The following is a 23,290-nucleotide window of genomic DNA, read 5'->3' as shown; positions in this document are numbered from 1 at the left end:
GCCTATGACAGTGCCTCCACCGGATGGATCGCGCGATCGCCGGATCGAGGACCCTTCCAATCTCTGGCTGATCCATCCCACCAGCCGCCTGCTGCTGCCGTGGACTCTTGCGCGCGGCATCTCGGCCAATGCGGTGTCGGTCGCGGGACTGGTGCTGGGGGCGGCGGCGGCACTGGCCTATGCACGGTTCGATGCGTGGCCGCTGGCGGTGCTGGGCCTGGTCCTGTCGGTCGGCTGGCTGGTCGCCGACGGTCTGGACGGCATGGTCGCGCGCGCGACCGGCACCGCCAGCCCGCTCGGCCGGATGCTCGATGGCCTGTGCGATCACGGTGTCTTCGCTCTGATCTATGTCGTGCTGGCGATCGAGGTCGGCACGGTCGGTGGCTGGGTCCTCGCCTTCGCCGCCGGTGCCGCCCATGCCGTGCAGTCGAGCCTGTATGAGGGCGAGCGCAGCCGATTCCACCGCCGGATCAAGGGAACGGCGCTGGTCGCCTCCACGACGCCGGCCAGCGACAGCGGCTTGGTCCGCTTGTACGACTGGTTCGCCGGCAGCCCCGATCGGCTGGCGCGCGCATTCGAACATCGCCTCGCCGCGTCGCCCGAACCGCAGGTGCTGGGCGCGCGCTATGGTGCCGCCGCCGTGCCACCGATGCGGCTGCTGTCGCTGGAAACCGCCAATGTCCGCGTCGGGATGATCTTCATCGCCTGCCTGATCGGCGATCCACGCATCTTCTGGTGGTTCGAAATCGTGCCTCTCACGCTGATCGCGGTTGCCGGTCTCGCCTGGCATCGCCGGGTCGAACGGTCGCTGCTGAATTCAACTTCTCCCGCCCCGGCCGAAGCGCCGGCGCGTTATCTCGTCAAGGAATAGGACTGTAATGGCCAACATCCGGATCGCCATCGTCGGCATCGGCAACTGCGCAAGCTCGCTCGTTCAGGGGCTGGAGCATTATGGCGAAGGGACCAATGACGCCGTCGGTCTGATGCATTGGGAAGTCGGCGGCTACCGCCCCAGCGACATCAAGGTCGTGGCCGCATGGGACGTCGATGCGCGCAAGGTCGGCAAGGACGTGGCCGAGGCGGTCTTCGCCAAGCCCAACTGCACCGCCGTCTTCGCCGCCAACCTTCCCGCCACCGGCACCGTCGTCAAGATGGGCAAGGTGCTGGACGGCGTCGCCGAGCACATGGCCGATTACAAGGACGACCGCACCTTCATCGTCGCCAACGACACGCAGCCGTCGAAGGAAGACGTGATTGCCGAGCTGAAGGCAACGGGCGCCGACGTCCTGATGAACTATCTGCCGGTAGGTTCGCAGGAAGCCACCGAATTCTACGCCGAATGCGCGCTGGAAGCCGGTGTCGCCTTCGTCAACAACATCCCCGTCTTCATCGCGTCGAACCCGGTCTGGGCCAAGCGGTTCGAGGATGCCGGCGTCGCCATCGTCGGTGACGACATCAAGGCCCAGCTCGGCGCGACCATCGTGCACCGCGTGCTGACCGACCTGTTCGCCAAGCGCGGCGTGAAGCTGGACCGCACCTACCAGCTGAACACCGGCGGCAACACCGACTTCCTGAACATGTCGAACCATCGCCGTCTGGAATCAAAGAAGATCTCCAAGACCGAGGCCGTGCAATCGGTCGCCGCCGAACGCCTCGACGACGACAACGTCCATATCGGCCCGTCGGATTATGTGCCGTGGCAGAACGACAACAAGGTCTGCTTCCTGCGCATGGAAGGCCAGTTGTTCGGCGGCGTGCCGATGAACCTGGAACTACGCCTCTCGGTCGAGGATTCGCCCAATTCCGCCGGCGTCGCGATCGACATGATCCGCTGTGCGAAGATCGCCAAGGATCGCGGCATCGGCGGTGTCATCGACCCCGCCAGCGCCTATTTCTGCAAGCACCCTCGCACCCAGATGACCGACGACCTCGCCCAGCTAGAGGTCGAGAAGTTCATCGCGGCCGCCTGACGGGATAACGACGCGATGATCCGCAACGCCGTCCTGCTCGCCGCCGGCTATGGTAGCCGGCTGCGACCGGCGGCGCCGTACAAGCCGCTCTGCCCGGTCGCCGGCCGGCCATTGATCGACCATGCCCTGACCGGCATGGCCGAGGCGGGGCTGACGCGGGCGATCGTCGTGCTGGGTTACGGCGCGGAGCCGATCGCGGCGCACCTCGCCGGCCGCGCCTGGCCGCTGGCGGTGGAGACGGTGATGACCCGCGACCACCGCGAGCCCAACGGTGTCTCCGTCCTCGCCGCCGCCCCTGCGCTGGCCGGCGAACCGGCGGTGCTGGCGATGTGCGACCACCTCGTCGCCCCCGCTCTCTACGCCCGCCTTGCCACCACGGGCATCGGCGATGGCGCAACCCTCGGCATCGATCGCCGCATCGGCCACCCCTGGGTCGATCCCGACGACGTGACCTGGGTGAAGACCGATGGCGACGACATCGTCGCGATCGGCAAGGGCATGGCGGACGCCGACTGCTACGACACCGGCGTCTTCGCGATCGGCCCCCGCCTGTTCGCCGCGCTCGGCAGCCTCGGCGCCCCCTCCCTCACCGAAGGCATGCGCCTCCTCGCCGCCGATCGCCGCGCCCATGTGGTCGATTGCAGCGACCTCGACTGGATCGACGTCGACGACGCGCCCGCACTGGCGAAGGCCGAGGCGTGGCGGCTGGCCCTGGCCGCCTGATATCGGCGGTGCTGGACGGTCGTTCAGCGGGGTTCGGAAAAGCTAGTTGTTTTTTTGGATCCAGCAAACTTCTCTGAACTCGTTGAGTCTCTTGCCATTGGAATGGCGATGAACGGGTTTGTCCTACTTGCCCGGTAACGTGAACTATACGCCTGGCGACGACGTGGTTTGACAGGGATGGGGCCACTACCCATACTCTTTCGCCTGTCAGAATAGGAGCGGTCGTGTTCAGGCAAAGCGCGGCATCCCTGATCGCGGCACGGCTGGACACGCCGAGCGGCACCCGACAGTCGGCCGAAATGGCCCTCCGGCGAATTGTGGCTGATCCGCGCTTCACGTCTGGACCACCGATACAACTTGCCCGCGCCGAAGTCAGGAATGGACGCATCCTGGTCAATCCCGAGCGGTCGGACTTTCCCAGCTTCACATTGCCAAACAATGTTGGTGCAGAAGGTTTCTCGCCCGGTTTCTTCTCACACGATTATCTTGTGGTGAATCTTGCACCCGCGACGCTATCGAATGCGGCGGGCCTACTGCTCGTCGGCCAAGCGTTGGCTGCTGATCCGACGCCGGGACGGGACGGCGCACCTTCAGGTATCGGTACGCTTAACGACGTCGGACCACTGGTGCCGTGGGACGGAGGCGATAATCTGGTCAACACCTACACCATTCCATCTACCGACCCGCACCGCAGCCTGACGATCATCAATTATACGATCAAGGGACAGCACGCGATGGACGAAGGTTTCGTTCTCCGATTTGGCCGTTTGCGCGCGGATGGCCGGGTGGAACTGATAACCTATGGCGAAGGCAATGCCGCGCTACAGTCGACCGCTACCGGAGTGCTGTGGCGATCGCGCGTGGCGCAGGTCTGGACCGAGAATGCGCCGGCGATCTTCGCCGCGGCGCTGAGAGGGCGGCGATGAGGGGCATCGCGATCCTGGGTGCACTGGCGCTGCCGTGTTTGGCGGTTTTCGATTACGCCATTGTCGCGGCCGCGTTTCTGGGCAATCCTCAAGGGGGTGAATGGGCGCTGGTCGCCATAGCCGCGTTGCTGGTCGCGTCATTCGCATTCCGACGCGCATCGCTGGTCTTCGTCGCGCAGAACGCCCTCATGACGCTGGTAACGGCGCATGCCCTGCTGGGAGGATCAACGCCGAATGCTGGCGATGTCGTCCAGCTACTTGGCCTGTTTTCGCTCGGTAACCTCCTCGCTTGGCCGGTGGCGCAGCTGGCCGCATCACCGCGCGGACCCGCCAACATCCAATCGTAGAACTGCCATACGGTGAAACCATTGGGCCCTGGCCAGTCCGGCTGTGAAGCAGGAATACCTGATTTGACCTCGCGCGGGTCGCACCTGTCAAAAATTTCCGACGCGGATGTCGCGGCTTTCGCTACCGCTGCCGTAGCCAACCCGAGCCAAGTCCACGAGTGACGTTACGAGTACCGCCAAGCCCTTTCGAAGCTCCGCAGAAATCAGTGGGCAACCCGAATTGCGCCATCCGTCATCTGCAGTTTGCGGCCTATCGCTGTCCTACAGTCCCCAATGATGGTAACCCGCGAGCCAATATGATCGCTGTTCTTTCTCATCATCGCGCGCGGGAAAAATAGGACTGGTTGGCCTAACCTTAGCCTAACCTTCCACATAGTGACACGCCCCGCCCGTCACCACGACACCCGCACCGCCGCTCCCACCGGCGCATCCAGCCCCGGCACGGCGATCGTCTCGCCGCCGATCCGCACCAGCCCCGGCGCCACCGCCTCGCCCGTTACCAACCCGCTCGGCAGCAGCGCCGCCGGCGTGCCTTCGGCCACCACCCGCCCCGCCTCGATCCGCACCAGATGATCGCCGAGCAGCCGGACCTCGTCCTCGCGGTGGGTCACGTACAGCATCGGCAGCCCGAACCGCTTCAGCGCGGCGATGAAGCCCAGCACCTCGCCGCGCCGCGCCTCGTCCAGCGCCGATACCGGCTCGTCGAGCAGCAGCAGGTCGGGCTGACTGAGCAGTGCGCGGCCGATCGCCACCCGCTGCCGCTCGCCGCCCGACAGGTCGAGCGGCCGGCGATCCAGCAGATGGCCGATCGCCAGCACCTCGATCACCGCGTCGCGCTCGATCCGCCGCCCGTCCGACGCCGCCTTGGGTGCGCGCCGCCAACCATAGGTCAGGTTGCGATCGACCGACAAATGCGGGAACAGGCGCGCGTCCTGATGAACGATGCCGATCCGCCGTCGCTCCGCCGGCACCGCGATGCGGGTGGCGGTGTCGGTCAGCACATGGTCGCCCACCGCCACCATCGCCGCGTCCGCGCGGACCAGCCCCGCAACGATGGCGAGCGTTACCGACTTGCCCGCGCCCGATGGCCCGAACAACATGGTGATGCCGTCCTTCGGCCCGGTGAACGCCACGTCCAGCCGGAACTCGCCCAGCCGGTGCCGCGCGCTGACCCGCATCACCGCCCCGCCCGGCGACGACCGATCCGCAACAACAGCTCCGACAGCAATAGCCCCGCCAGCGCCGCCGCGAACGAGATGCCCGACAGCCGCGCCGCCGCGCCCTCACCGCCCGGCACCTGCAACGCCGCATAGATCGCCAGCGGCAGCGTCTGAGTCTCGCCGGGGATGTTGGCGGCGAAGGTGATGACCGCCCCGAACTCGCCCAGCGCCGCTGCGAAGCCGACCACCGCCGCCGCGACCAGCCCCGGCAGCGCCAGCGGCAGCACGATCGTGAACGCCCGGTCCCACGGCCCCGCCCCCAGGCTGCGCGCCGCCTCTTCAAGTCGCGGATCGACCCCCTCGATCGACAGCCGCACCGCACGCAGCATCAGCGGAAAGGCGGACACCCCCGCCGCCAGCGACGCCCCCGCTGCGGTGAAGGCCAGCCGGATGCCCCATACCTCGTCCAGCCAGCGCCCGATCGGCCCCTGCGTCCCGAACAGGATCAGCAGCACGAAGCCGATCACCACCGGCGGCAATATCAAGGGAGCATGCAGCAGCGCATCGAGCAGGAACCGCCCCGGAAACCGCACCCGCGCCAGCAACCAAGCGAACGCCGTCGCTGCAATCAGCCCCCAGAAGGTCGCGGCCCCCGCGATCCGCAGGCTGAGCCCCAGCGCCTCCCACTCCTCGGGCGTCAGCATCGTCAGCCGAGCGGCCGGAAGCGATAGCGGCGAAAGATCGCCCTGGCCTCGGCGCCGCCCAGGAACCGATAGAATGCCACAGCCCCCGGCTTCGCGCCGCGGATCACGGCGGCGGGATAGATGATCGGCGGATGGCTGGCGGCGGGGAACAGGCCGACGACCCTGACCGCCGGTTCGGCCACCGCGTCCGTCTCGTACACGACGCCCAGCGGCGCCTCGCCCCGCGCGACATAGGACAGCGCCGCCCGCACGTCCTGCGCCGGCGCCAGCCGGTCGGCGACCGACGCCCATACGCCGAGTCGGGTCAGCGCCGCCTGCGCATACCGCCCCGCCGGCACGCTGCGCGGATCGCCGACCGCCAGCCGGTTACGATCGCCCAGCGCGGCGGCCAGCGGGAAGCCGGGCCGGATGCGCAAGCTCATCCGGCTCGCACGCGGCGCCACCAGCGCCAGCCGCCCGCCGAGCAGATCGCGGCGCGCACCCGGCTGCAACCGGTCGGCCTTTTGCAACTGATCCATCCACGACGGTTCGGCCGACACGAACAGATCGGCCCGCGCCCCCGCCTCGATCTGGCGCGCACCGGTGCCGCTGGACGCGAAGGAGAACCGCACCGGCTGGCCCGTCCGCTGCGTGTACGCGCGCCCGACCGTCTGTAGCGCATCCGTCAACGAGGCGGCGGCGAAGACGGTCAACGGCTCGCGCGGTTGCGCGGCAAGGGCCGGCGCCATGCCGATACCGGCGAGCGCAGCCGCCAAGCCCAGCACCATCCGCCTGCCCATCACGCGATATATCCGCACGCCGTCCTCCACCGCCATATACGGCCGGCTATACCGGGCAGCATCGGCGGGGCAAGGGTGACGCCCGCCGAATCGGTGGCCGATCGCTGGACACCCCCCCGCCCGCTGCGCGATGTCGGGCGGATGCAGACTCACTCCACGCCCGAACTCGGGATCATCGAAGCATTCTTCGGCCCCGCCTGGACTTGGGAGGAACGAACCGCGGTGATCGATCACCTCGCCCCCGCCGGCTATGGCTTCTACCATTATGCCCCCAAGGGCGACGCGCACCTCCGTCGCCGCTGGGACGAGCCGCATCCGCCGGAAGCCACAGCGGCGATCGCCGCGTTTGCCGCGCATTGCCGGTCAATGGGGGTGCGATTCGGTGTCGGCCTGACCCCGTTCGAGGTGCATGTCGATTTCAACGAGTCCGCACGCACGCGACTCGCCGCCCGACTCGCCGCACTGGATGCGATCGGCATCGACGACCTCGCCATCCTGTTCGACGACATGCGCGGCGACCTGCCCGATCTGGCCGAACGGCAGGTGGTGATCGTCGATTTCTGTGCGAGCCGGACATCCGCGACCCGGGTTTATATGTGCCCGACCTATTATTCGGACGATCGCGTGCTCGATCGCGTCTTCGGCGAACGACCGGCAGGTTATCTGGAGGCACTCGGCCGCCTACTCGACCCGGCGATCCGCATCTACTGGACGGGCGAAGAGGTGTGTTCGCGGGAGATCGGCCCTGGCCATCTTGCCGATGTCGCTGCCCGTCTGGGGCGGCCGGTGTGCCTGTGGGACAATTATCCGGTGAACGACGGCCCGCGTATGTCCGATCACCTGCACCTACGCGCCTTCACCGGCCGATCCGCCGCCAATGCCCGTCATCTTCAGGTCCACGCCATCAATCCGGCGCTGCAACCGCTGCTCGGTTGCATCCCCGCACTGACGTTGCCGATATTATACGACAGGAAAGATGCCTATCGGTACATGGCCGCATTCCGGCAGGCGGCCTCCACGGTCGGCGGCGATCCACTCGCCGCCATGCTTGAGGCAGACTTATTGTCGTTTCAGGACAGTGGCTTGGGCCGCCTTTCGGCACGGCGCGACTCGCTGGCGAAACGGTATAAGGACGTCAACCATCCCATCGTTGCGGAAATCCTAAAATGGCTCAATTCCGGATATAAAGTATCCGCAGAGGACGTTCATACCCAGTAAACAAACCCTTTCTTTGCCGTATCGCGACCTCAGTGTGTCTTTTTGACACGATTCGGGAACAAAATCTTAGTGAATGCGTGATTATAACTATGCTGCGCTGCAACCAAAACCTAAAGGCTGCGTTAAGCGCTCGGATGGACGGCCATGACCGTGCGCTCTGGCGAGGTGCTGGAACGGCGAAGGCCAACCTTCTGCTTAAAGGGAGTATCTCTATGGTTATGAAAATTGCGGCAGTAGCCGGTCTGTTTACCGCGATCGCGTCGCCTGCTTCGGCGGCAACTTTCGTTACCCAGTTGGGCAGTGCGGCCTCGTTCGCAGCACCCACCGGTACCGCGATCACCTTCAACGGTGCGCTGCCGACCGGGTTCTCCCTGAACACGGTCAATTCGTCGATCGTCAACGGCGATCTCAACAACCAGTATGCGCAGCCCGCATTCAGCGACGGCAGCAACTATCTTGCCGTCCTGAACGGTGGTTCGGCTATGCTTCAGTCCAGCACGGGCTTCGACACGGTCAGCTTCTTCTTGGGTTCGATCGACTCGTTCAATTCGGTCCAGTTGCTCAGCACGACCGGTCAGGTCATCGGCACGTTCGCCGGCAGCCTGTTCACGGCCAACGCCAATGGCAACCAGGACATTCCGCAGACGAACCGTCGCGTTACCTTCACGCGCAGCGCAGGCGACGCGATGATCGGCGGCATCAACTTCATCAGCGGCGGTAACTCGCTGGAGGTCGATAACGTCGTGTTCGCCGTTCCCGAGCCTTCGACCTGGGCGCTGATGTTCCTCGGCTTCGGCATGGTCGGCACGGCGATGCGCTATCGCCGTCGTAACAAGTCGGTCACCTACGCCTGATCCGTTAGCGGTTCGGAATGAAAGCCGTCGGCCCATCGGTCGGCGGCTTTTTTCGCGTGTGGACGGTGGCGCTGTCTCTCAGGCGATAGCGAGTTCGGCGACGGGCACCGTCTGCGGGCGCAGATAGGCCCCGTTGAATCCCGCCAATCGCTGCAGACCAACCAGGTCCAGCACCGTCAAACCGCCCCGGCGGGACGTGATCATCGCCCGGCTTCGCAAGTCCTGCAGCACGCGGTTGACGTGAACCGGCGTCAGACCCAGCGTGTCGGCGATCTCCTCCTGCGTCAGCGGATAAAAGCGCGGCCCCTGTCCATCCGGCGCGATCATCGCCAGGCGTTCGGACAGCTCGCAGAACAGATGCGCCACGCGTTCCAGTGCGTGGCGACGACCCATATTGACGATCCATGCGCGCAATATCGCCTGCTCGACCAGCGAACACCACGCCAGCGCATGTCCGACCATCGGGTCGGTCCGTTCCAGCGCATTGATCGCCTGCGGCAGGATATAGGCGACGCGCACAGGCGTGAGCGCCATGATCCCCTGATCCATCCGGGCCAGCATAGTGCACCGCAGATCGCAAAGGTCGCCGGGCAAGAGCAAAGCGGTGATCTGACGTGCGCCGCTCGGCAATAACTTATAGCGGGCCGCCCAACCGCTCATGATGAGATGAACGCGATCGGCGCGTTCGCCGTCATGGACGATGTTGACGCCGCGACCGATGTCACGAACATCCCAACACAGGTCGAGCAATTCCCGAATGTCTCGTTCTTCGAGTCGACAGCAATGCTGCAATCGCGCGATCAGCGGATTATCGTCCACGGCGCCCTCCCTCTCGACCCGATGCTAAGGGTCATTATTGTTATGGATAGCATTACCCCCATCATCGGCCATCATCTGAACGAATGATGAAGGATTCTTCGTCCCGAAATGGTACGGAATCGAAACTATTGCCGGTCTTCCAAGGTACAGCGTCATCATTTCGGACGCGATCTGAAATATCAACCAAACTTATGTTGTTGAGAAGATCGAAGGCGCTGAACTTTTGTTGTTCTGCCGTCATCTGGAATGGTGCGATGAACACTGGATGACAGCTGGATGAACATCGAAAGCCCGACGCCGACATGGCGCCGGTGCGTGCGGACAATCCAGCTCATAGAGACGACGATCGGCACGCCCACCGGCGCAGGCGGTGCGTTGCCGTGACAGGGAGGATTACCGGGATGGCCACGCGCTTGCACGTCGCCCAGCAGGATCGGCATTCGCCGAACATCATTCTGTTATCCGAATTCCGTCGCACCGAGACCGGCGCCGATCGAGGCGACATCGGCGATGACGGCTATGAACCGCTCGCCGAAATGATGCACGAAGTGGCACATGAACTGGCCACCGATGGCGTGATGGCCGCTTGGCATGATGCAGACGATCAACCGCGCGTGATGTTCGTCAGTGGCACCGGCGAACCCGGATCGTCGGCGGAACGGGACATGATCGCGGCGGCAAAGGTTGCGGCTATCCAACAGACCCCGATCTGCCATGCGCGCGAGAACGACGAGCCGGGCGGATCGACGATGGTTACGGCCCGGATTCCCGCCAGCGACGGCGTTGCCACCGTAACGATCGCCGTGCGGCTTCACGGCGAGGGCACCTATATCGATACGCGTGATATCGGCGCGCGGCTGATCGCGATGGTGAAGCCGTTCTTTCGCTTATGGTCGCTGCGGTCACGCGCGATGGCGCGCATCCAGGGTCTGACATCGGCGATCAACAGCAGCGATGTGGGCACGGTGCTGGTCAATGGGCACGGCGAACTGGTGTTCGTGAATGCTGCCGCCGAACTGATGCTAGCGAGGAACGACGGCATCCGCCGTGCGGGATCGATGCTGAGCGCTACCCGGCTCGCCGATACGATGCGCTTGCAGGCCGCGATTGAACATGTGTCGAGTGGCGGTACTCCGCGCGATGCAAGCGTGGCGGAGGCGCCGGTCGTCGCCCTGCAACGCAAGGCGGGCCGGCCACTCCTCGCGGTGATCCTGCCGAACGCGGCGCACGGCACGGGCGATGACGACGTCGCTGCCGTGGTGCGGATATTCGACCCCGATCGCGATCTCGACGCGCTGCTTTCACCCGTATGCAAGCTGTACGCACTGTCGCCGGTCGAAACCCGTCTGGCCTGCCTGCTGGCCGGTTCGCTGTCGCTAACGGATGCCGCAGTCAGGATGCGTGTACAGGAACAGACCGCCCGGTCCTACCTGAAGCAGATCTTCCTGAAAACCGACACGAACCGTCAGGCCGAACTGGTCGCGTTGCTGCTAAAAAGCGCGGTGCGGGCGGCCCCGAACAGTCGCGCCACCCTGATCTGATCGGTCCTGTCGCCCCCCCAAATCGGGGGACGCGAAGTCGATGAACGGGGGGGCGCTATTCTACCAAGCTGGGGCAGCGCCACTGCCGGATAGGGAGGATGTTTCCACCGTGCCGATCCAGGCGCCGCACCGTCCCTTCCATATCTCCGTCGGTTCGGAGCAACGGCAGGCGTGGCGTAATTCATGGAAGGATGTCCGATGAAGACCCAGCTCTTTCGTTCCTGTTCCGTCGCCGCACTGTTGATCGCGGCGCCGTCCATCGCCATCGCGCAGGACACCACGAACACCGCCGGCGCCGGCCAGACCGCCGCCAACAACAGCTCCTCCGCCACGACAGACCAGTCGAACAGTTCCACCAATGTTGCCGACAGCGGCAATGGCAACGACCTGTCGACCAACGTCGCCGACAGCGGCAACGACAATTCCAACAACTCCACGAATACCGCTGACTCGGCTAACGACAGCTCGGACAACTCGACCGCCGTTGCTGACAGTGGCAATGACAATTCGAACAATTCCACCAACGTGGCCGATTCGGGTAACGACAATTCGAACAGCTCGACCAATGTCGCCGACAGCGGCAATGGCAATGACCTGTCGACCAACGTGTCCGACAGCGGCAACGACAACTCGAATAATTCGACCAACGTTGCTGATTCGGCGAATGACAGCTCGGATAACTCGACGGCCGTTGCTGACAGCGGTAATGACAATTCCAACAGCTCGACGACGGATAATTCGAACAATTCGACGAACGTGGCCGATAGCGGCAACGACAGCTCGAACAATTCGATGACCGACAATTCGAATAATTCCACTAATGTCGCCGATAGCGGCAATGATAATTCGAACAGCTCCACCAACGTCGCGGACAGCGGCAATGGTAACGATCTGTCGACCGATAACTCGAATGCCGGCAACGACAATTCGGACAACTCGACGAATGTCGCTGACAGCGGTAACGATCAATCGAACAATTCGACGAATGTTGCCGATAGTTCGAACAACTCCACCAATATCGCCGACTCCGGCAACGATAACTCGACGTCCTCGACGATGACGACGAATACCGACAATTCGAACAATTCGACCAACGTCGCCGATTCGGGTAACGATAGCTCGAACAACTCAACGAACGTTGCCGACAGCGGTAACGATAACTCGAACAATTCGACGAACGTCGCCGACTCCGGCAACGGCAACGACCTGTCGACCGACACGACCGTCGCCTCGTATAACACGAACAGCGGCAACGACAGTTCGAACAGCAACAACGATGCGTCGACCGACTCGTCGGACAATCGCACGACCACCGGTGGCCGGGTCGCCGCCAGTGACAATTCCAACGTCACCGACAGCAGCGACAATTCCACCACGACGAACAACGTGGCGGATAGCGGCAACGACAACTCGGATAATTCGACCAACGTCGCCGACAGCGGCAACGATAATTCGGATCGTTCGACCAACGTGGCCGACAGCGGCAACGATAGTTCGAACAACAGCACGGCCTCGGGTCGTTCCGCCAACAACGGCAGCACGGCGACCGATAACTCGAACAATTCGACCAATGTCGCAGACTCGGGCAACGATAGCCGCGACCAGTCGAACAATTCGGACAATTCGATCAGCGTGGCCGACAGCGGCAATGACAGCCGTGACCAGTCGAACAGCTCCAACAACTCGGTCAACAACAGCAACAACGACAGCCGGGATCAGTCGGACAACTCGGATAACTCCATCCGCGTCGCCGACAGTGGCAACGACAGCTCGGTCACCAATAGCAACAACATGACCGATACGTCGATGAAGACCGGCGTTGCCAGCACCAGCAATGTGTTCGGCGATGGGGCCTTGGTCGCCAGTGCCACCCTGTCCAGCTACGTCACCGGGGTAACGGTGACCTATACCGGCGGCGACAGCGGCGGCCCGAACACCAACAACAGCATCAACACCGATGGCAGTTCCTTCCAGAACTTCGCCGGTATGCAGGCGCTGAACCAGAACACCGGCGTCGGCGCATCGCAGAATGCGAACGTCAGCGTCGCGGTCTCGGCCGGCGATATCTCGATGTAATCGACTCCCTCGAAGCCGGCGGTGCCTTGGCGCCGCCGGTTCTTTTCCCTTTATCGAGGAGCGTCAGATGATCTCCCTTCCGGGCCGCCCCGCCCTCGCTATCTGGGGCACAGTCCTCGCGACGGCCTTCGCGACCACGGCAGCCGCTCAGACGGCGCCGACCACGACCGAGCCCGTTTCGGCCTCCCCCTTCGACGTCGCGACGATCGACGACACCGCCCTGCACGATATCGCCGGCCGCGCCGACACCGCCCAGATCGCGACCAACACCCAAAATGCCGGCGTGTCGCGAAACAGCATCGGCGACAATGCCACCACCGGCAACGCGCAGATCGCCGACAACGCCTTCCAGAACATGTCCGGTCTGTCGATCCTGAACGTCAACACCGGCAACAACGTCGCGATCAACGCGGCAATGGCGGTCAACATCTCGATCACGCCGGGGCAGTGATGCGGGCTGCGGCCTTGATCCTGGCGCTGGCGCTGTCGGCCTGTGCCGACCATGTCGTCGGCACCACGCGGTTCGTGGCACCGGTCGGTCCCGTCGGCGATTACGCCGTACCCGTCACCAGCGTCGTCGAGCGCCGGTTCGACGGCGTCATCCGCCAACGATATGATTTCAGCTGCGGATCCGCGGCGCTCGCGACCCTGTTGCGTTATCATTACGATCTGGCGGTGCGTGAGGACGATGCGTTTCGCGGCATGTGGGCGCGCGGCGATCGCGACCAGATCCGCCGGGTCGGCTTCTCCCTGCTCGACATGAAGCGCTGGCTGGCCAGCCATCAGTTGTCGGCGGACGGATACAAGGTGTCGCTGGACAAGGTCGCCGCCACCGGGGTGCCCGGCATCGCCCTGATCGCGGTGAAGAACTACCGCCATTTCGTCGTCGTGAAGGGCGTGCAGCGTGACGAGGTGCTGCTCGGCGATCCGTCGAGCGGGCTGACCGTGATGCCGCGCGCCGAGTTCGAAGGCGCCTGGAACGGCATCTATTTCGTGTTGTCGCAGGATCAGGCGCGGGCGAAGTCGCGCTTTAATCAGGAACGGCAATGGGTCGCCTATACACGGGCGCCGATCGGCGGGCGGTTCGCCGATCCGGTCAGCCAGCAGGCGCTGTCGCTGACCAATCCCTTCCGTGGAGATTTCTGAGATGCACGGCATCCTGATCCTGCTGCTGTCGATGCAGGCCGCACCGGATGCTGCACCGCTAGCGCCGTTGCCCGACCCGTTACCCAACGAGGTACTGGCGGCGCAGCGCGGCGGGTTCCGGTTGCCGAGCGGGATCGATGTCGCGCTGACCGTGCAGACGCAGACCGCGATCAACGGCGCGGTGGTCCTGCGATCGGTGTTCCAGGCGGACCATGGCACACCGACGCTGACCGTCTATGCCCCCAGGTCCGGCGAGACGGTGGCGGCCGGTGGCGGCAATGCCGGGGCCAGCGGCGATCCGGCGATGCCCGTCGTCACCTATGACAGCCGCAACGGCATCCAGATCAGCGCGAGTGGCGGGACGCCGGCGGTGTCGCTTACCCTGTCGGGCGGCGCGGCGCCGGTCGCGGCGGGCCTGGTGCCGGTTACCGGTGAGGGCGTCGTGACCGATAATGGCACCGTCAGCCAGTCGACACGCGGCGCCTTGCAAGTGGCCGAGCTGCGCGCCGCCGACCTGACGATCACGCATCTGGCGGGCAGCGCGTTCGGAACGGCGATCGCCAATGCGGGCAACGACCGGGCGATCGATACCTCCACCGCAATCGGCATCGATCTGCACAACGCCGGACCGGATGTGCTTGGATCGTCGATGTTGCGGGTGCAGGATGTGGCGATCAACGCCATGCAATTCCGTCAATGAGGGGCCAATGAGGGGATCAGGATTCGTCGCCGCGCTGCTTGCAGGAACGGGGCTGATCGCCCTGCCCGTCGACGCCCAACGTCGCCCCGCCCGCCCCACCGTCCAGCAACAGCTCGATGCCGCACAGGCGCAGTTGAAGGCGCAACAGGCGCGGATCGATGCGCAGGACGAGCGCCTCGCCGAACTGCAGCGCCGGCTCGATCAACCTCAGGCCGTGGCGATCGCCGGCGCACCGCTGCCCCCCGCGCCCGCCGTGCTGGCGGCGCAGGCCGGGGCGCCGGGAACACCGGGCGATCCGGCGGGGGTGCTGCAGCCGCCACTCGCGCCGCTGGAACGCGTCGGTCAGGCCCCCGTGGCGGAGGATCGGCCGATCGAACTGGCGGTGCTCGATAGCGCCGGCAGCATCGTGACCCGCAAGGGGCAGCTCACCGGCGAAGTGCAGCTGGATTATGCCCGCGCCGACCGCAACCGGGCGGTGTTCCGCGGGATCGAGCTGGTCGAGGCGGTGCTGGTCGGCGTATTCGACATCAACGAAAGCCGGCAGGACGTCATCACCAGCTCTGCGGCGCTCCGTTACGGGCTGACCAACCGGCTGGAACTGGGCGTCCGGTTACCGGTCGTACACCGGTCCGATTCGTCGATCCTCGCGCCGATATCGGGCAGCACCACCAACGACTCGGCCGCCACCATCGACAATTCGGTGAAGGGCAACGGCATCGGCGATCTGGAGGTGACGGCGCGATACCAGCTGCTCGACGGGCGCGGTGGCACGCCGTATCTGATCGCCAACCTGCAAGGCGTGATCCCGACGGGGAGCGACCCGTTCGCGATCCCACGCGACCCGCTGGGCCGGGCGCGCCGGGCCGCCACTGGTGCCGGGTTTTGGGGCATTGCGCCCAGCCTGACCGCGATCCTGCCCAGCGATCCGGTCGTGCTGTTCGGAACGCTTGGTTACACGTTCAACCTGGGCAAGAACGTGAACACCGAGATTCCGCCGGTGCTGATCTCGTATGTCGATCCCGGCGATGCGATTTCGGCGAGTGCGGGCATCGGCATCTCCTTCAACCAGCGCACGACGCTGAACCTGGGGTACGCGCATAGCTGGGCGTTGGGAACGAAGACGCGGACCCAGTTGCTGCAGGCCAATGCTACCTGGGGCGACACGCGGATGACGACGTCGCGTGACCTGCAGATCGGGCGGCTGCTGTTCGGCGTCACGTACCGCGTCACCGACCGGTCGAGCGTGAACTGGTCGGTCGAATTGGGCGCCACCGACGACGCGACAGATCTGCGCACCGTGTTGCGGGTGCCGACCGTGTTGTTGACCGGCCACTGACGGCGGAAAGTCACTAAAGTCACCCTCACGGCCGCGGGCGCGCGCGCATGTGTCTGCGCGCGCGCGATTATAACGCTGGTTGGTGCGATGGACGGTGGGAAAGAGCTATCGTTCGTCGGGAATAATGCAGTAACGCAGTGTAGGACATACCCCGCGTCGTCAATTTGACGATTTCACCTGACCCGTTCGTGCGGAGTAGAGACCGAGTAGCCCTGCAGGGGCGTATCGAGGGCTCGTATCGAGGCACCGTTGCGTGCGACAACCTGTCCCTCGATACGGGCTTTCGACAGGCTCAATCCCTACTCGGGACGAACGGCTGGAGCAGGTCATTTCGGCAGCGGCTGGCCCATCAGTTCGCGGGCGGTGCGGTAGCAATCGTCGATATGGCCGTTGCCGATCAGCTTCATCGCGCCAAAGCTGATCGTCGCCGCGACCGCCGATCCGATGAACGGCACGTATTTGGCCACCGAGGCGGTGGCGACGCGGACGCCCATACGCTTCAACAGCGCGACCACCAGCTTGCGCGTCACCATGCGGCCGATCACGTTGTTGCCCATGCTGGATGCGATCACCAACACCTGCTGGCCCATGCGCGGTTCCAGCTTCTGCACCTGTTCGTGGTCCAGTTGGAATTTCGCGCTGATCGCGGGCAGCATGTTCGACAACAGGCCGACATCGGCGACCAGATCGGCGCCCGGCACGGGGACCACCGCCGCCCCCGCCGACATCATCGATCGCTGCGTCACCATTCGCCGGCATTCGTCGCGAAGCCGGTCGAGTTCTGCGATATCGGTAATCATCGGTGTGCGGTCTCCGAGTGGGGAATATCCCCCGATTGCCGCCTAACGCACGAGCGGGCTATTCGCCTCCGCCCCGGCGCCAACCCCGATCACCGCCAATTGCCGGCCGACCGCCGCCAGCACCAGCGCATGCGCGCGGTCGACGATCTCGTCGAGTGACGGCGTGCGCGCGAACAGCGTCCGTGCCTCGGCCAGCAGGGCATCGCGGCTGGGCAGATGCGGGTGGAACCGATGCCACAGCGCGCCCGACGCCTCTGCCTGCGCGACCAGCGTGGCGCGCAGCGCCGCCAGCTCCGCCTCCGGCCAGCTCGCGCGCAGGCGACCGGCGATCCGCTCGGCGCAGAATTGGCCGGCGAGCTGTTCGGAAGTGCGCGCGATCACCTTGGCGCCAAGTCGCTGTTCGTTGCGCAACACGCCGACCGGCGGCTTCTTCAACGCCGAGACGATGCCGACCCATGAAAGCATCGTCAGGATGTAAAAGGTCATGTCGACCTCCCACCAGCGAAAGCCCTGTCGTGCGCTGCTCTGGAACGCATGGTGGTTGTTGTGCCAGCCCTCGCCCATCGTCGCGATCGCCAGCACCAGGTTGTTGCGCGAATCGTCGCCCGTCACATATCGGGTCGAGCCACGGACATGCGCCAGCGAGTTGATGCAGAACGTCGCATGATAGACCAGGACCGTGCTCCACACGAAGCCGACGATCAGGCCCGACCAGCCGCCGATGGCCAGGCTGATAAGCGCGAGGCCGATCGCCGGCACATGTTCGTGAGCGTGCAGCCAGCGCAATTCGGGATAGCGCGTCAGGTCCGGCACCACGGACAGATCGGCGACGTCATGCTTGCGCGCGAAGATCCAGCCGACATGGCTGTACAGGAAACCGGTGTGGCGCGGCGAATGCACATCGTCGGGCGTGTCGGCATAGCGGTGGTGATGGCGATGCTTGGCCGCCCACCACAACACGCTCTTCTGCGCGGTGCTTTGCGCCAGTAGCGCCAGCACGAACTGGAAGGCGCGGCTGGTGGTATAGGCGCGGTGCGAGAAATAACGGTGATACCCCGCCGTCACCCCGAACATCCGCAACCCGTACAGGGCCGCGCCCATCACCAGCGCCGTCGTCGTCACCCCCGTCCAGATCGCGGCGAACGCGGCGAGGTGGATCAGCAGGAAGGGAACGGCCGAGGGATAGACGATGTCGTCGGCATGCGCGGTCTGGTTCATCACGATCCGGTTAGCGCCTGATTGTGCCCGGGAAAAGGCGGCTTGCAGGATGATGGGGGACGGACACACTTCTGCGACAGATCGGGCGTATATCCTGGGGCGAGGAGAAGGATCTTGGCGACTCCGAACCCCAATATCGCGCTGACCCGATTCGGGTTGGGCGCACGACCCGGCGATAGCGTCGGCGGCGATCCGCAACGCTGGCTGATCGCGCAGTTCGACCAATACCATCCCCGGCCCGCGCCGATCGCCGCGGCACCGGTGACGCGGACGGTGGCGATCGATCTGATCGCGTATCAGGACGAACGGCGGGCGATGCGGATGCAGACGGCTGCACCTGCCCCGACGATGATGCCCGCGGCCGACGCCATCATGCCGACGCCGCCGGCACCGACCGCGATGGCCGATGACAAGAAGCGGCCGTTCCGCGAAGCCTATGCCACCGCGATCGGTGCGCGGGCGCAAGCGGCGTTGCTGACCGATGCGCCGTTCGTCGAGCGGATGGTGCATTTCTGGGCGAACCATTTTGCGGTGTCGGCGGACAAGCAGACGGTGGTGGGGTTCGCCGGGCCGATGGAGTTCGAGGCGATCCGCCCGCATGTGCTGGGCAAGTTCGGCGATATGCTGGGCGCGGTGGAGCGGCATCCGGCGATGCTGCTCTATCTCGATCAGGCGGTGTCGATCGGCCCCGGCAGCCAGCGTGGCCAGCGGGCGGCGGCACGCGGCGGCAAGCGCGCGGGGCTGAACGAGAATCTGGCGCGCGAGATACTCGAACTGCACACGCTGGGCGTGCGGACCGGCTATGGTCAGGCGGACGTGACCGAACTGGCGCGCGCGTTGACCGGCTGGACGGTCGGCGGACTGGGGCCGCTTCGACAGGCGGAGCCGGGCGCGTTCCTGTTCGCACCGGCGCTGCACGAACCGGGCGATCGCATGATGCTGGGCAAGCGGTATGGCGCAGCGGGGGAAGCACAGGGACAGGCGGTACTGGCCGATCTGGCGACACATCCTGCGACCGCGCGGCATCTTGCGACCAAGCTGACGCGGCATTTTGCCGCCGACGATCCGCCGCCCGCGATGGTCGCGCGGCTGGAGGCGGCGTACCTGCGATCCGGTGGCGATCTTCCGACCATGTACCGCGCGATCGTCGAGTCGCCGGAGGCATGGACGGGCGCGAAATTCCGCAACCCGTGGGATTGGGGCATCGCGTCGATGCGCGCGCTCGGCCAGCGCGAGGTGCGGCCCGGCGTCGTCGCGGGCCTGATGACGCAGCTCGGTCAGCCGGTGTGGAAACCGGGTCAGCCCTCCGGCTACGACGACACCGCCGCCGCCTGGGCAGGGCCGGACGCGATCCTGCGCCGGGTCGAGGCGGCATCGCGCTTCGCCGGGCGCGGCGGCGTGACGGATGCGCGGGCGCTGACGGGCCGGCTATTTCCGGGCGGTGTCTCTGCCCTGACGACGCAGGCGATCGCGCGGGCAGAAAGCCCGGCCGAGGCGCTGGCGCTGTTGCTGGTGGCCCCTGAAAGCATGCGGAGGTGAGCATGACCGATTCCCAGATCCGGATTGATCGGCGTTCGCTGATCGTGCGCGGCACGTTGGGGCTGGCGGGCCTCGGCCTCGTACCGCGTGTGGCGTTCGCCAAGTCGGCGACGGAACAGCGGCTGGTATTCACTATCCAGCGCGGCGCGGCGGATGGGCTGGGGACGATCGGCGCGGTCGGCGATCCCGCCTTTGCGGGCGTGCGCGGCGATCTGGCCGCCGATGTGGCGACTGGCACGAAGCTGGACGCGATGTTCGCGCTGCATCCGGCGATGGCGCGCACCGCCGCGCTATATGGCCAGCATCAGGCGTTGTTCGCGCAGGCGCTGGCCTCACCCTATCGCGACCGGTCGCATTTCGACGGGCAGAACGTGCTGGAGACGGGCGGCAGCGGGGCGTACCAGTTGAAGGACGGCTGGCTCAACCGGTTGCTGACGTTGCTGCCGGCCAGCGAGGCACGGGCGATCGCGGTGGCGACGACGGTGCCAATGGCGCTGCGCGGGCGGCGCGAGGTGGCGTCCTATGCGCCCTCGAACTTGCCGGATGCGTCGGACGATCTGCTCGCGCGGGTGACGACGATGTATCAGGGCGATGCCCAGCTTCACGGCCTGTGGGACGAGGCGATGCGGACGCGCACGCTGACCGGCGATCTGGCGCAGGACGACGGCCGCAACGCCGCCGCAACGGGCGCGCTGGCGGCGAAGCTGCTGATCCCGGCCAATGGCGCGCGGATCGCGATGATCGAAACCGGCGGCTGGGACACGCATGCCGGCCAGCGCGGACGGCTGGCGGCGCAGCTGAAGGGGCTGGACGCGATGATCGGTGGCTTGCGTGATGGCATGGGGCCGTTGTGGGCGAACACGTTGGTAATCGTTGCGACCGAGTTCGGTCGGACGGTGGCGGTCAATGGCACCGGCGGCACCGATCATGGCACCGGCGCGGCGGCGATGCTGATCGGTGGTGGCGTGAAGGGTGGCCGGGTGCTGGCCGACTGGCCGGGGCTGGCGCCGGCGGCGTTGTACGAGGGCCGCGACCTGAAGGCGACGATGGCGCTCGACGCGCTGATCGGTGGCGCGGTGGCGGGGCATTTCGGGCTGGAGCCGGCGTTGGCGATGAAGGCGCTGTTTCCGGCCGGTGGCGGAACGAAGGTGGTGGAGGGGCTGGTCGCCTGACCCTTTCCGCTTATTTCACACTCCGGCTCTTCATCAACGGCTGGATGCGCGTGCCGAACGCCTCCACCCCTTCGAGGAAATCGTCGAACGTCAGCAGCACGCCGCCGGTGTTTGGCACCGTCGCCATTTCGTCCAGCATCCGCGCGACGCTTTCGTAGCTTCCGACCAAGGTTCCCATGTTGATGTTCACCGCCCCTTCCGGCGCGGCGAGCTGGCGGACGTTGGTGGTCGCGTTATGCTTGTCGGCCGCCCCCTGATCGGTGAGCCATGCGATCGCCTCGTGATCGACGCCGTCGTTGTACAGGCGCCATTTCGCCATCGCCTCCTCGTCCGTCTCTGCGGCGATGATCATGACGAGAACGAAGACGGACACGTCGCGCCCGGTCTTGGCGGTGGCCAGCGCGAGGCGTTCGTTGTTGCCGGCAAAGGCGGTCGGCGTGTTCACGCCCTTGCCCAGACAGAACGCATAGTCGGCCCACTCAGCCGAGAACGCCAGGCCCTCGTCGGACGAACCCGCGCAGATGATCTTCATGTCGCCATCGGGCCTGGGCCGGACGAGGCAGTCGTCCATCTGGTAATATTCACCCTTCAGGTCGCTGCGCCCCGTCTCCCACAATTCACGCAGGATCTGGGCGTATTCGCCGAGCATCTTGTATCGGTTGCGGAAATGCTCGTCGCCCGGCCATAGCCCCATCTGGCTGTATTCGGGCCGTTGCCACCCGGTGATGAGGTTCAGGCCGAAGCGCCCGTGGCTGATCGAATCGATCGTGTTGCACATCCGCGCGGCGAAGGCGGGCGGGATGATGAGCGTGGGGCAGGTGGCGTATATCTTGATGCGCTCGGTAACGGCGGCGAGGCCGGCCATCAGCGTGAAGCTCTCCAGCCCATATTCCCAGAACTCGGTCGCGCCGCCGAAACCGCGCAGCTTTATCATCGACAGCAGGAAGTCGAGGCCGTGTTCCTCCGCCTTCAGCGCGATCGCCTTGTTCAGGTCAAACGACGGCATGTATTGCGGCGCGGTCTTCGAGATCAGCCAGCCATTGTTGTTGATGGGAACGAAGACGCCGACCTGCATGTCACGTGATCCCTTATTCGCCGTCGAGCCAGTCGAGCAGCCACCGGTTGAAATGATCGGCGCGGGTGACGTTGCACGCATGGCCACCCTCCGCCAGTTGCGCCAGTTGCGATCCCGGCAGCCGCGCGTACATCCGCGCGGACGCGGCAGGCGGCACCAGCATGTCGTCGTCGCTCGACACGAACAGCGTCAGCGGCTTCAGCTGCGCTAGGCGTTCCACCACGTCGAAGCGGCGAGCGGCGGCGATGCGGCGTTCGATCATGTCGGCACCGGGGAAATGCGCCAGCTGCGCCTCCTCTTCGGCCAGCAACTCATCATGATGGTCGCTGATCCATTGCGGCGGATACAGGAACAGCGGTTGCGCATGGAGATAGGCACGCGGACCACTGGCGCGCAGCAATGCGAGCCGCGTGTCGAAACAACGCGCGGTATGTCGGTCGAGCCGCGCCCAGCCGTTGATGACCGCCAGCCGCTCTACCCGTTCCGGCGTCGCCAGCGCCATCGCCATGCCGGCCATGCCGCCGACCGCATGGCCGATCACCGTCGCCCGCTCGATCCCCAGCCCATCGAGCAGCAGGCGCATGTCGTCGCCGAGCGACTCCAGCGTCAATATAACCTCGACCGCGCGATCCGAGCGACCGGTGCCGCGATGGTCGTACACGATGACGCGGTGCCGGTCGGCGAGTGCGGCTAGGTTCGGCGCCCAATATCCCGCCGACCCGCCGAGACCGGACGACAGCAGCAGCACCGGTGCGTCGGCGGGGCCGTGCAGTTCGTGGTACAGCCCGGCGACGAGGGTCATCAGGAAAGGTGCGCGACCGAGGCGATCTCGACCAGGCAATCGGCCTTCACCAGTTCCGCCTTGATGCAATATCGCGCCGGCTTCGCGCCGGGAAAATACTCGGCATAAACGGTATTGAACGCGGCATAATCGGCGAAGTCCTTCAGGAAGATATGGTTCATCGCCACATCCTCCAGCGTCGCACCCGCCACCGCCAGCGTCGTGCGGATCGTGTCCATCACCACCCGCGTCTGCGCCGCGGCATCGCCCGGGTGCAGCACGACGCCGCCCTCGCCGAGCGCCAGCACGCCCGAGACATAGACGGTGTTTCCCGCCTTCGCGCCGGCCGAATAGGGCGCGATGGGGGTGGGAAACTCGGGCGGATTGATCGGTTCGAAGGGCATGG

The 23,290-nt window shown here is 65.4% G+C and carries 25 protein-coding genes and 1 pseudogene; 16 read left to right on the top strand and 10 right to left on the bottom strand.

Going from position 1 to position 23,290, the window contains the following annotated elements; genetic code table 11:
• The first annotated feature begins 4 nt into the window (after positions 1–4).
• The 5 genes from ASG67_RS11975 to ASG67_RS11955 all read left to right on the top strand — a co-directional run bounded on the left by ASG67_RS11975 (position 5) and on the right by ASG67_RS11955 (position 3,966).
• Entirely contained in the window at positions 5–871 is an 867-nt protein-coding gene (locus ASG67_RS11975) for a CDP-alcohol phosphatidyltransferase family protein (RefSeq protein ID WP_056530241.1), read from the top strand.
• A gap of 7 nt (positions 872–878) precedes the next feature.
• A complete protein-coding gene (locus tag ASG67_RS11970; RefSeq protein ID WP_056530238.1) occupies positions 879–1,970 on the top strand; it encodes an inositol-3-phosphate synthase in 1,092 nt (363 codons plus the stop codon).
• A 15-nt stretch (positions 1,971–1,985) separates the two neighbouring features.
• Entirely contained in the window at positions 1,986–2,693 is a 708-nt protein-coding gene (locus ASG67_RS11965; protein WP_056530236.1) for an NTP transferase domain-containing protein, read from the top strand.
• Between the two features lie 491 nt (positions 2,694–3,184).
• Positions 3,185–3,619, top strand: coding sequence for a hypothetical protein (locus ASG67_RS11960; protein ID WP_156460779.1), 435 nt, complete (start codon positions 3,185–3,187; stop codon positions 3,617–3,619).
• Positions 3,616–3,966: a hypothetical protein gene (locus ASG67_RS11955; RefSeq protein WP_056530230.1), complete on the top strand. Its 351-nt coding sequence runs from the start codon at positions 3,616–3,618 to the stop codon at positions 3,964–3,966. The genes ASG67_RS11960 and ASG67_RS11955 overlap by 4 nt, the downstream gene beginning before the upstream one ends.
• Before the next feature lie 392 nt (positions 3,967–4,358).
• Here the strand turns inward: ASG67_RS11955 and ASG67_RS11950 are convergent, their stop codons facing one another.
• From ASG67_RS11950 to modA, 3 genes are read right to left on the bottom strand one after another with little or no spacing between them, the layout of a single operon-like run.
• Entirely contained in the window at positions 4,359–5,144 is a 786-nt protein-coding gene (locus tag ASG67_RS11950; protein ID WP_056530227.1) for an ATP-binding cassette domain-containing protein, read from the bottom strand.
• Complete coding sequence (gene modB, locus ASG67_RS11945; RefSeq protein WP_056530224.1) at positions 5,144–5,830, bottom strand: molybdate ABC transporter permease subunit; 687 nt, start codon at positions 5,828–5,830, stop codon at positions 5,144–5,146. The genes ASG67_RS11950 and modB overlap by 1 nt, the downstream gene beginning before the upstream one ends.
• Positions 5,831–5,832: 2 nt before the next feature.
• Entirely contained in the window at positions 5,833–6,627 is a 795-nt protein-coding gene (gene modA, locus ASG67_RS11940) for a molybdate ABC transporter substrate-binding protein (RefSeq protein ID WP_321163539.1), read from the bottom strand.
• 57 nt (positions 6,628–6,684) lie between these two features.
• On the opposite strand from modA, the gene ASG67_RS11935 reads away from it, so the two are divergent.
• Positions 6,685–7,827, top strand: coding sequence for a beta-N-acetylglucosaminidase domain-containing protein (locus ASG67_RS11935; protein WP_235535178.1), 1,143 nt, complete (start codon positions 6,685–6,687; stop codon positions 7,825–7,827).
• Between the two features lie 134 nt (positions 7,828–7,961).
• Positions 7,962–8,681, top strand: coding sequence for a PEPxxWA-CTERM sorting domain-containing protein (locus tag ASG67_RS11930; protein WP_162244350.1), 720 nt, complete (start codon positions 7,962–7,964; stop codon positions 8,679–8,681).
• Between the two features lie 78 nt (positions 8,682–8,759).
• Here ASG67_RS11930 and ASG67_RS19520 read toward each other — a convergent pair whose 3' ends face one another.
• Together ASG67_RS19520 and ASG67_RS19840 are read right to left on the bottom strand one after the other, a co-directional pair.
• Positions 8,760–9,215: a Crp/Fnr family transcriptional regulator gene (locus ASG67_RS19520; RefSeq protein WP_235535177.1), complete on the bottom strand. Its 456-nt coding sequence runs from the start codon at positions 9,213–9,215 to the stop codon at positions 8,760–8,762.
• A gap of 3 nt (positions 9,216–9,218) precedes the next feature.
• Positions 9,219–9,341: pseudogene (locus tag ASG67_RS19840) on the bottom strand (Crp/Fnr family transcriptional regulator); the annotation flags it as partial.
• A gap of 6 nt (positions 9,342–9,347) precedes the next feature.
• On the opposite strand from ASG67_RS19840, the gene ASG67_RS19515 reads away from it, so the two are divergent.
• The 7 genes from ASG67_RS19515 to ASG67_RS11885 all read left to right on the top strand — a co-directional run bounded on the left by ASG67_RS19515 (position 9,348) and on the right by ASG67_RS11885 (position 16,299).
• On the top strand, positions 9,348–9,587 hold the full coding sequence (locus ASG67_RS19515) for a hypothetical protein (RefSeq protein ID WP_056530216.1): 240 nt from the start codon (positions 9,348–9,350) through the stop codon (positions 9,585–9,587).
• A 314-nt stretch (positions 9,588–9,901) separates the two neighbouring features.
• Positions 9,902–11,041: a helix-turn-helix transcriptional regulator gene (locus tag ASG67_RS11915; RefSeq protein ID WP_056530213.1), complete on the top strand. Its 1,140-nt coding sequence runs from the start codon at positions 9,902–9,904 to the stop codon at positions 11,039–11,041.
• A gap of 198 nt (positions 11,042–11,239) precedes the next feature.
• Positions 11,240–13,117: a beta strand repeat-containing protein gene (locus tag ASG67_RS11910; RefSeq protein ID WP_056530211.1), complete on the top strand. Its 1,878-nt coding sequence runs from the start codon at positions 11,240–11,242 to the stop codon at positions 13,115–13,117.
• 67 nt (positions 13,118–13,184) lie between these two features.
• Positions 13,185–13,568, top strand: coding sequence for a hypothetical protein (locus ASG67_RS11905; protein WP_056530209.1), 384 nt, complete (start codon positions 13,185–13,187; stop codon positions 13,566–13,568).
• A complete protein-coding gene (locus ASG67_RS11900; protein ID WP_056530207.1) occupies positions 13,568–14,263 on the top strand; it encodes a C39 family peptidase in 696 nt (231 codons plus the stop codon). The genes ASG67_RS11905 and ASG67_RS11900 overlap by 1 nt, the downstream gene beginning before the upstream one ends.
• Before the next feature lies 1 nt (position 14,264).
• Positions 14,265–14,963 (top strand): hypothetical protein, encoded by a 699-nt coding sequence (locus ASG67_RS19130; protein WP_056530204.1) that lies wholly within the window; start codon positions 14,265–14,267, stop codon positions 14,961–14,963.
• Between the two features lie 7 nt (positions 14,964–14,970).
• On the top strand, positions 14,971–16,299 hold the full coding sequence (locus ASG67_RS11885) for a transporter (protein WP_162244349.1): 1,329 nt from the start codon (positions 14,971–14,973) through the stop codon (positions 16,297–16,299).
• Between the two features lie 326 nt (positions 16,300–16,625).
• On the opposite strand, the gene ASG67_RS11880 is transcribed toward ASG67_RS11885, so the two are convergent.
• Both ASG67_RS11880 and ASG67_RS11875 read right to left on the bottom strand, forming a co-directional pair.
• A complete protein-coding gene (locus ASG67_RS11880) occupies positions 16,626–17,099 on the bottom strand; it encodes a hypothetical protein (protein ID WP_056530197.1) in 474 nt (157 codons plus the stop codon).
• A 42-nt stretch (positions 17,100–17,141) separates the two neighbouring features.
• Complete coding sequence (locus ASG67_RS11875) at positions 17,142–18,317, bottom strand: acyl-CoA desaturase (RefSeq protein ID WP_056530196.1); 1,176 nt, start codon at positions 18,315–18,317, stop codon at positions 17,142–17,144.
• Positions 18,318–18,431: 114 nt separating this feature from the next.
• On the opposite strand from ASG67_RS11875, the gene ASG67_RS11870 reads away from it, so the two are divergent.
• Both ASG67_RS11870 and ASG67_RS11865 read left to right on the top strand, forming a co-directional pair.
• Entirely contained in the window at positions 18,432–19,856 is a 1,425-nt protein-coding gene (locus ASG67_RS11870) for a DUF1800 domain-containing protein (protein ID WP_235535176.1), read from the top strand.
• Between the two features lie 2 nt (positions 19,857–19,858).
• On the top strand, positions 19,859–21,028 hold the full coding sequence (locus ASG67_RS11865; RefSeq protein WP_056530193.1) for a DUF1501 domain-containing protein: 1,170 nt from the start codon (positions 19,859–19,861) through the stop codon (positions 21,026–21,028).
• 10 nt (positions 21,029–21,038) lie between these two features.
• On the opposite strand, the gene rutA is transcribed toward ASG67_RS11865, so the two are convergent.
• The 3 genes from rutA to ASG67_RS11850 are packed head-to-tail and all read right to left on the bottom strand — an operon-like array spanning position 21,039 to position 23,288.
• A complete protein-coding gene (gene rutA, locus ASG67_RS11860) occupies positions 21,039–22,103 on the bottom strand; it encodes a pyrimidine utilization protein A (protein ID WP_056530190.1) in 1,065 nt (354 codons plus the stop codon).
• Positions 22,104–22,116: 13 nt separating this feature from the next.
• Positions 22,117–22,905 (bottom strand): pyrimidine utilization protein D, encoded by a 789-nt coding sequence (gene rutD / locus ASG67_RS11855; protein ID WP_056530187.1) that lies wholly within the window; start codon positions 22,903–22,905, stop codon positions 22,117–22,119.
• A complete protein-coding gene (locus tag ASG67_RS11850) occupies positions 22,905–23,288 on the bottom strand; it encodes a Rid family hydrolase (RefSeq protein WP_056530184.1) in 384 nt (127 codons plus the stop codon). Before ASG67_RS11850 ends, rutD begins: the two co-directional genes overlap by 1 nt.
• Positions 23,289–23,290 lie beyond the last annotated feature (2 nt).

It is taken from the genome of Sphingomonas sp. Leaf339 (assembly GCF_001426195.1).
Classification (GTDB): Bacteria; Pseudomonadota; Alphaproteobacteria; order Sphingomonadales; family Sphingomonadaceae; genus Sphingomonas.
This window is presented reverse-complemented; position numbering and strand designations above follow the sequence as displayed.

Bases quoted from the DNA above. Each gene is read 5' to 3' on its own strand.
- ASG67_RS11975 (WP_056530241.1), top strand. From the start codon at position 5: ATGACAGTGCCTCCACCGGATGGATCGCGCGATCGCCGGATCGAGGAC.
- ASG67_RS11970 (WP_056530238.1), top strand. From the start codon at position 879: ATGGCCAACATCCGGATCGCCATCGTCGGCATCGGCAACTGCGCAAGC.
- ASG67_RS11965 (WP_056530236.1), top strand. From the start codon at position 1,986: ATGATCCGCAACGCCGTCCTGCTCGCCGCCGGCTATGGTAGCCGGCTG.
- ASG67_RS11955 (WP_056530230.1), top strand. From the start codon at position 3,616: ATGAGGGGCATCGCGATCCTGGGTGCACTGGCGCTGCCGTGTTTGGCG.
- ASG67_RS11950 (WP_056530227.1), bottom strand. From the start codon at position 5,144: ATGCGGGTCAGCGCGCGGCACCGGCTGGGCGAGTTCCGGCTGGACGTG.
- modB (WP_056530224.1), bottom strand. From the start codon at position 5,830: ATGCTGACGCCCGAGGAGTGGGAGGCGCTGGGGCTCAGCCTGCGGATC.
- ASG67_RS11930 (WP_162244350.1), top strand. From the start codon at position 7,962: ATGGACGGCCATGACCGTGCGCTCTGGCGAGGTGCTGGAACGGCGAAG.
- ASG67_RS19520 (WP_235535177.1), bottom strand. From the start codon at position 9,215: ATGGCGCTCACGCCTGTGCGCGTCGCCTATATCCTGCCGCAGGCGATC.
- ASG67_RS19515 (WP_056530216.1), top strand. From the start codon at position 9,348: ATGAACGCGATCGGCGCGTTCGCCGTCATGGACGATGTTGACGCCGCG.
- ASG67_RS11915 (WP_056530213.1), top strand. From the start codon at position 9,902: ATGGCCACGCGCTTGCACGTCGCCCAGCAGGATCGGCATTCGCCGAAC.
- ASG67_RS11910 (WP_056530211.1), top strand. From the start codon at position 11,240: ATGAAGACCCAGCTCTTTCGTTCCTGTTCCGTCGCCGCACTGTTGATC.
- ASG67_RS11905 (WP_056530209.1), top strand. From the start codon at position 13,185: ATGATCTCCCTTCCGGGCCGCCCCGCCCTCGCTATCTGGGGCACAGTC.
- ASG67_RS11900 (WP_056530207.1), top strand. From the start codon at position 13,568: ATGCGGGCTGCGGCCTTGATCCTGGCGCTGGCGCTGTCGGCCTGTGCC.
- ASG67_RS19130 (WP_056530204.1), top strand. From the start codon at position 14,265: ATGCACGGCATCCTGATCCTGCTGCTGTCGATGCAGGCCGCACCGGAT.
- ASG67_RS11885 (WP_162244349.1), top strand. From the start codon at position 14,971: ATGAGGGGATCAGGATTCGTCGCCGCGCTGCTTGCAGGAACGGGGCTG.
- ASG67_RS11880 (WP_056530197.1), bottom strand. From the start codon at position 17,099: ATGATTACCGATATCGCAGAACTCGACCGGCTTCGCGACGAATGCCGG.
- ASG67_RS11875 (WP_056530196.1), bottom strand. From the start codon at position 18,317: ATGAACCAGACCGCGCATGCCGACGACATCGTCTATCCCTCGGCCGTT.
- ASG67_RS11865 (WP_056530193.1), top strand. From the start codon at position 19,859: ATGACCGATTCCCAGATCCGGATTGATCGGCGTTCGCTGATCGTGCGC.
- rutA (WP_056530190.1), bottom strand. From the start codon at position 22,103: ATGCAGGTCGGCGTCTTCGTTCCCATCAACAACAATGGCTGGCTGATC.
- rutD (WP_056530187.1), bottom strand. From the start codon at position 22,905: ATGACCCTCGTCGCCGGGCTGTACCACGAACTGCACGGCCCCGCCGAC.
- ASG67_RS11850 (WP_056530184.1), bottom strand. From the start codon at position 23,288: ATGCCCTTCGAACCGATCAATCCGCCCGAGTTTCCCACCCCCATCGCG.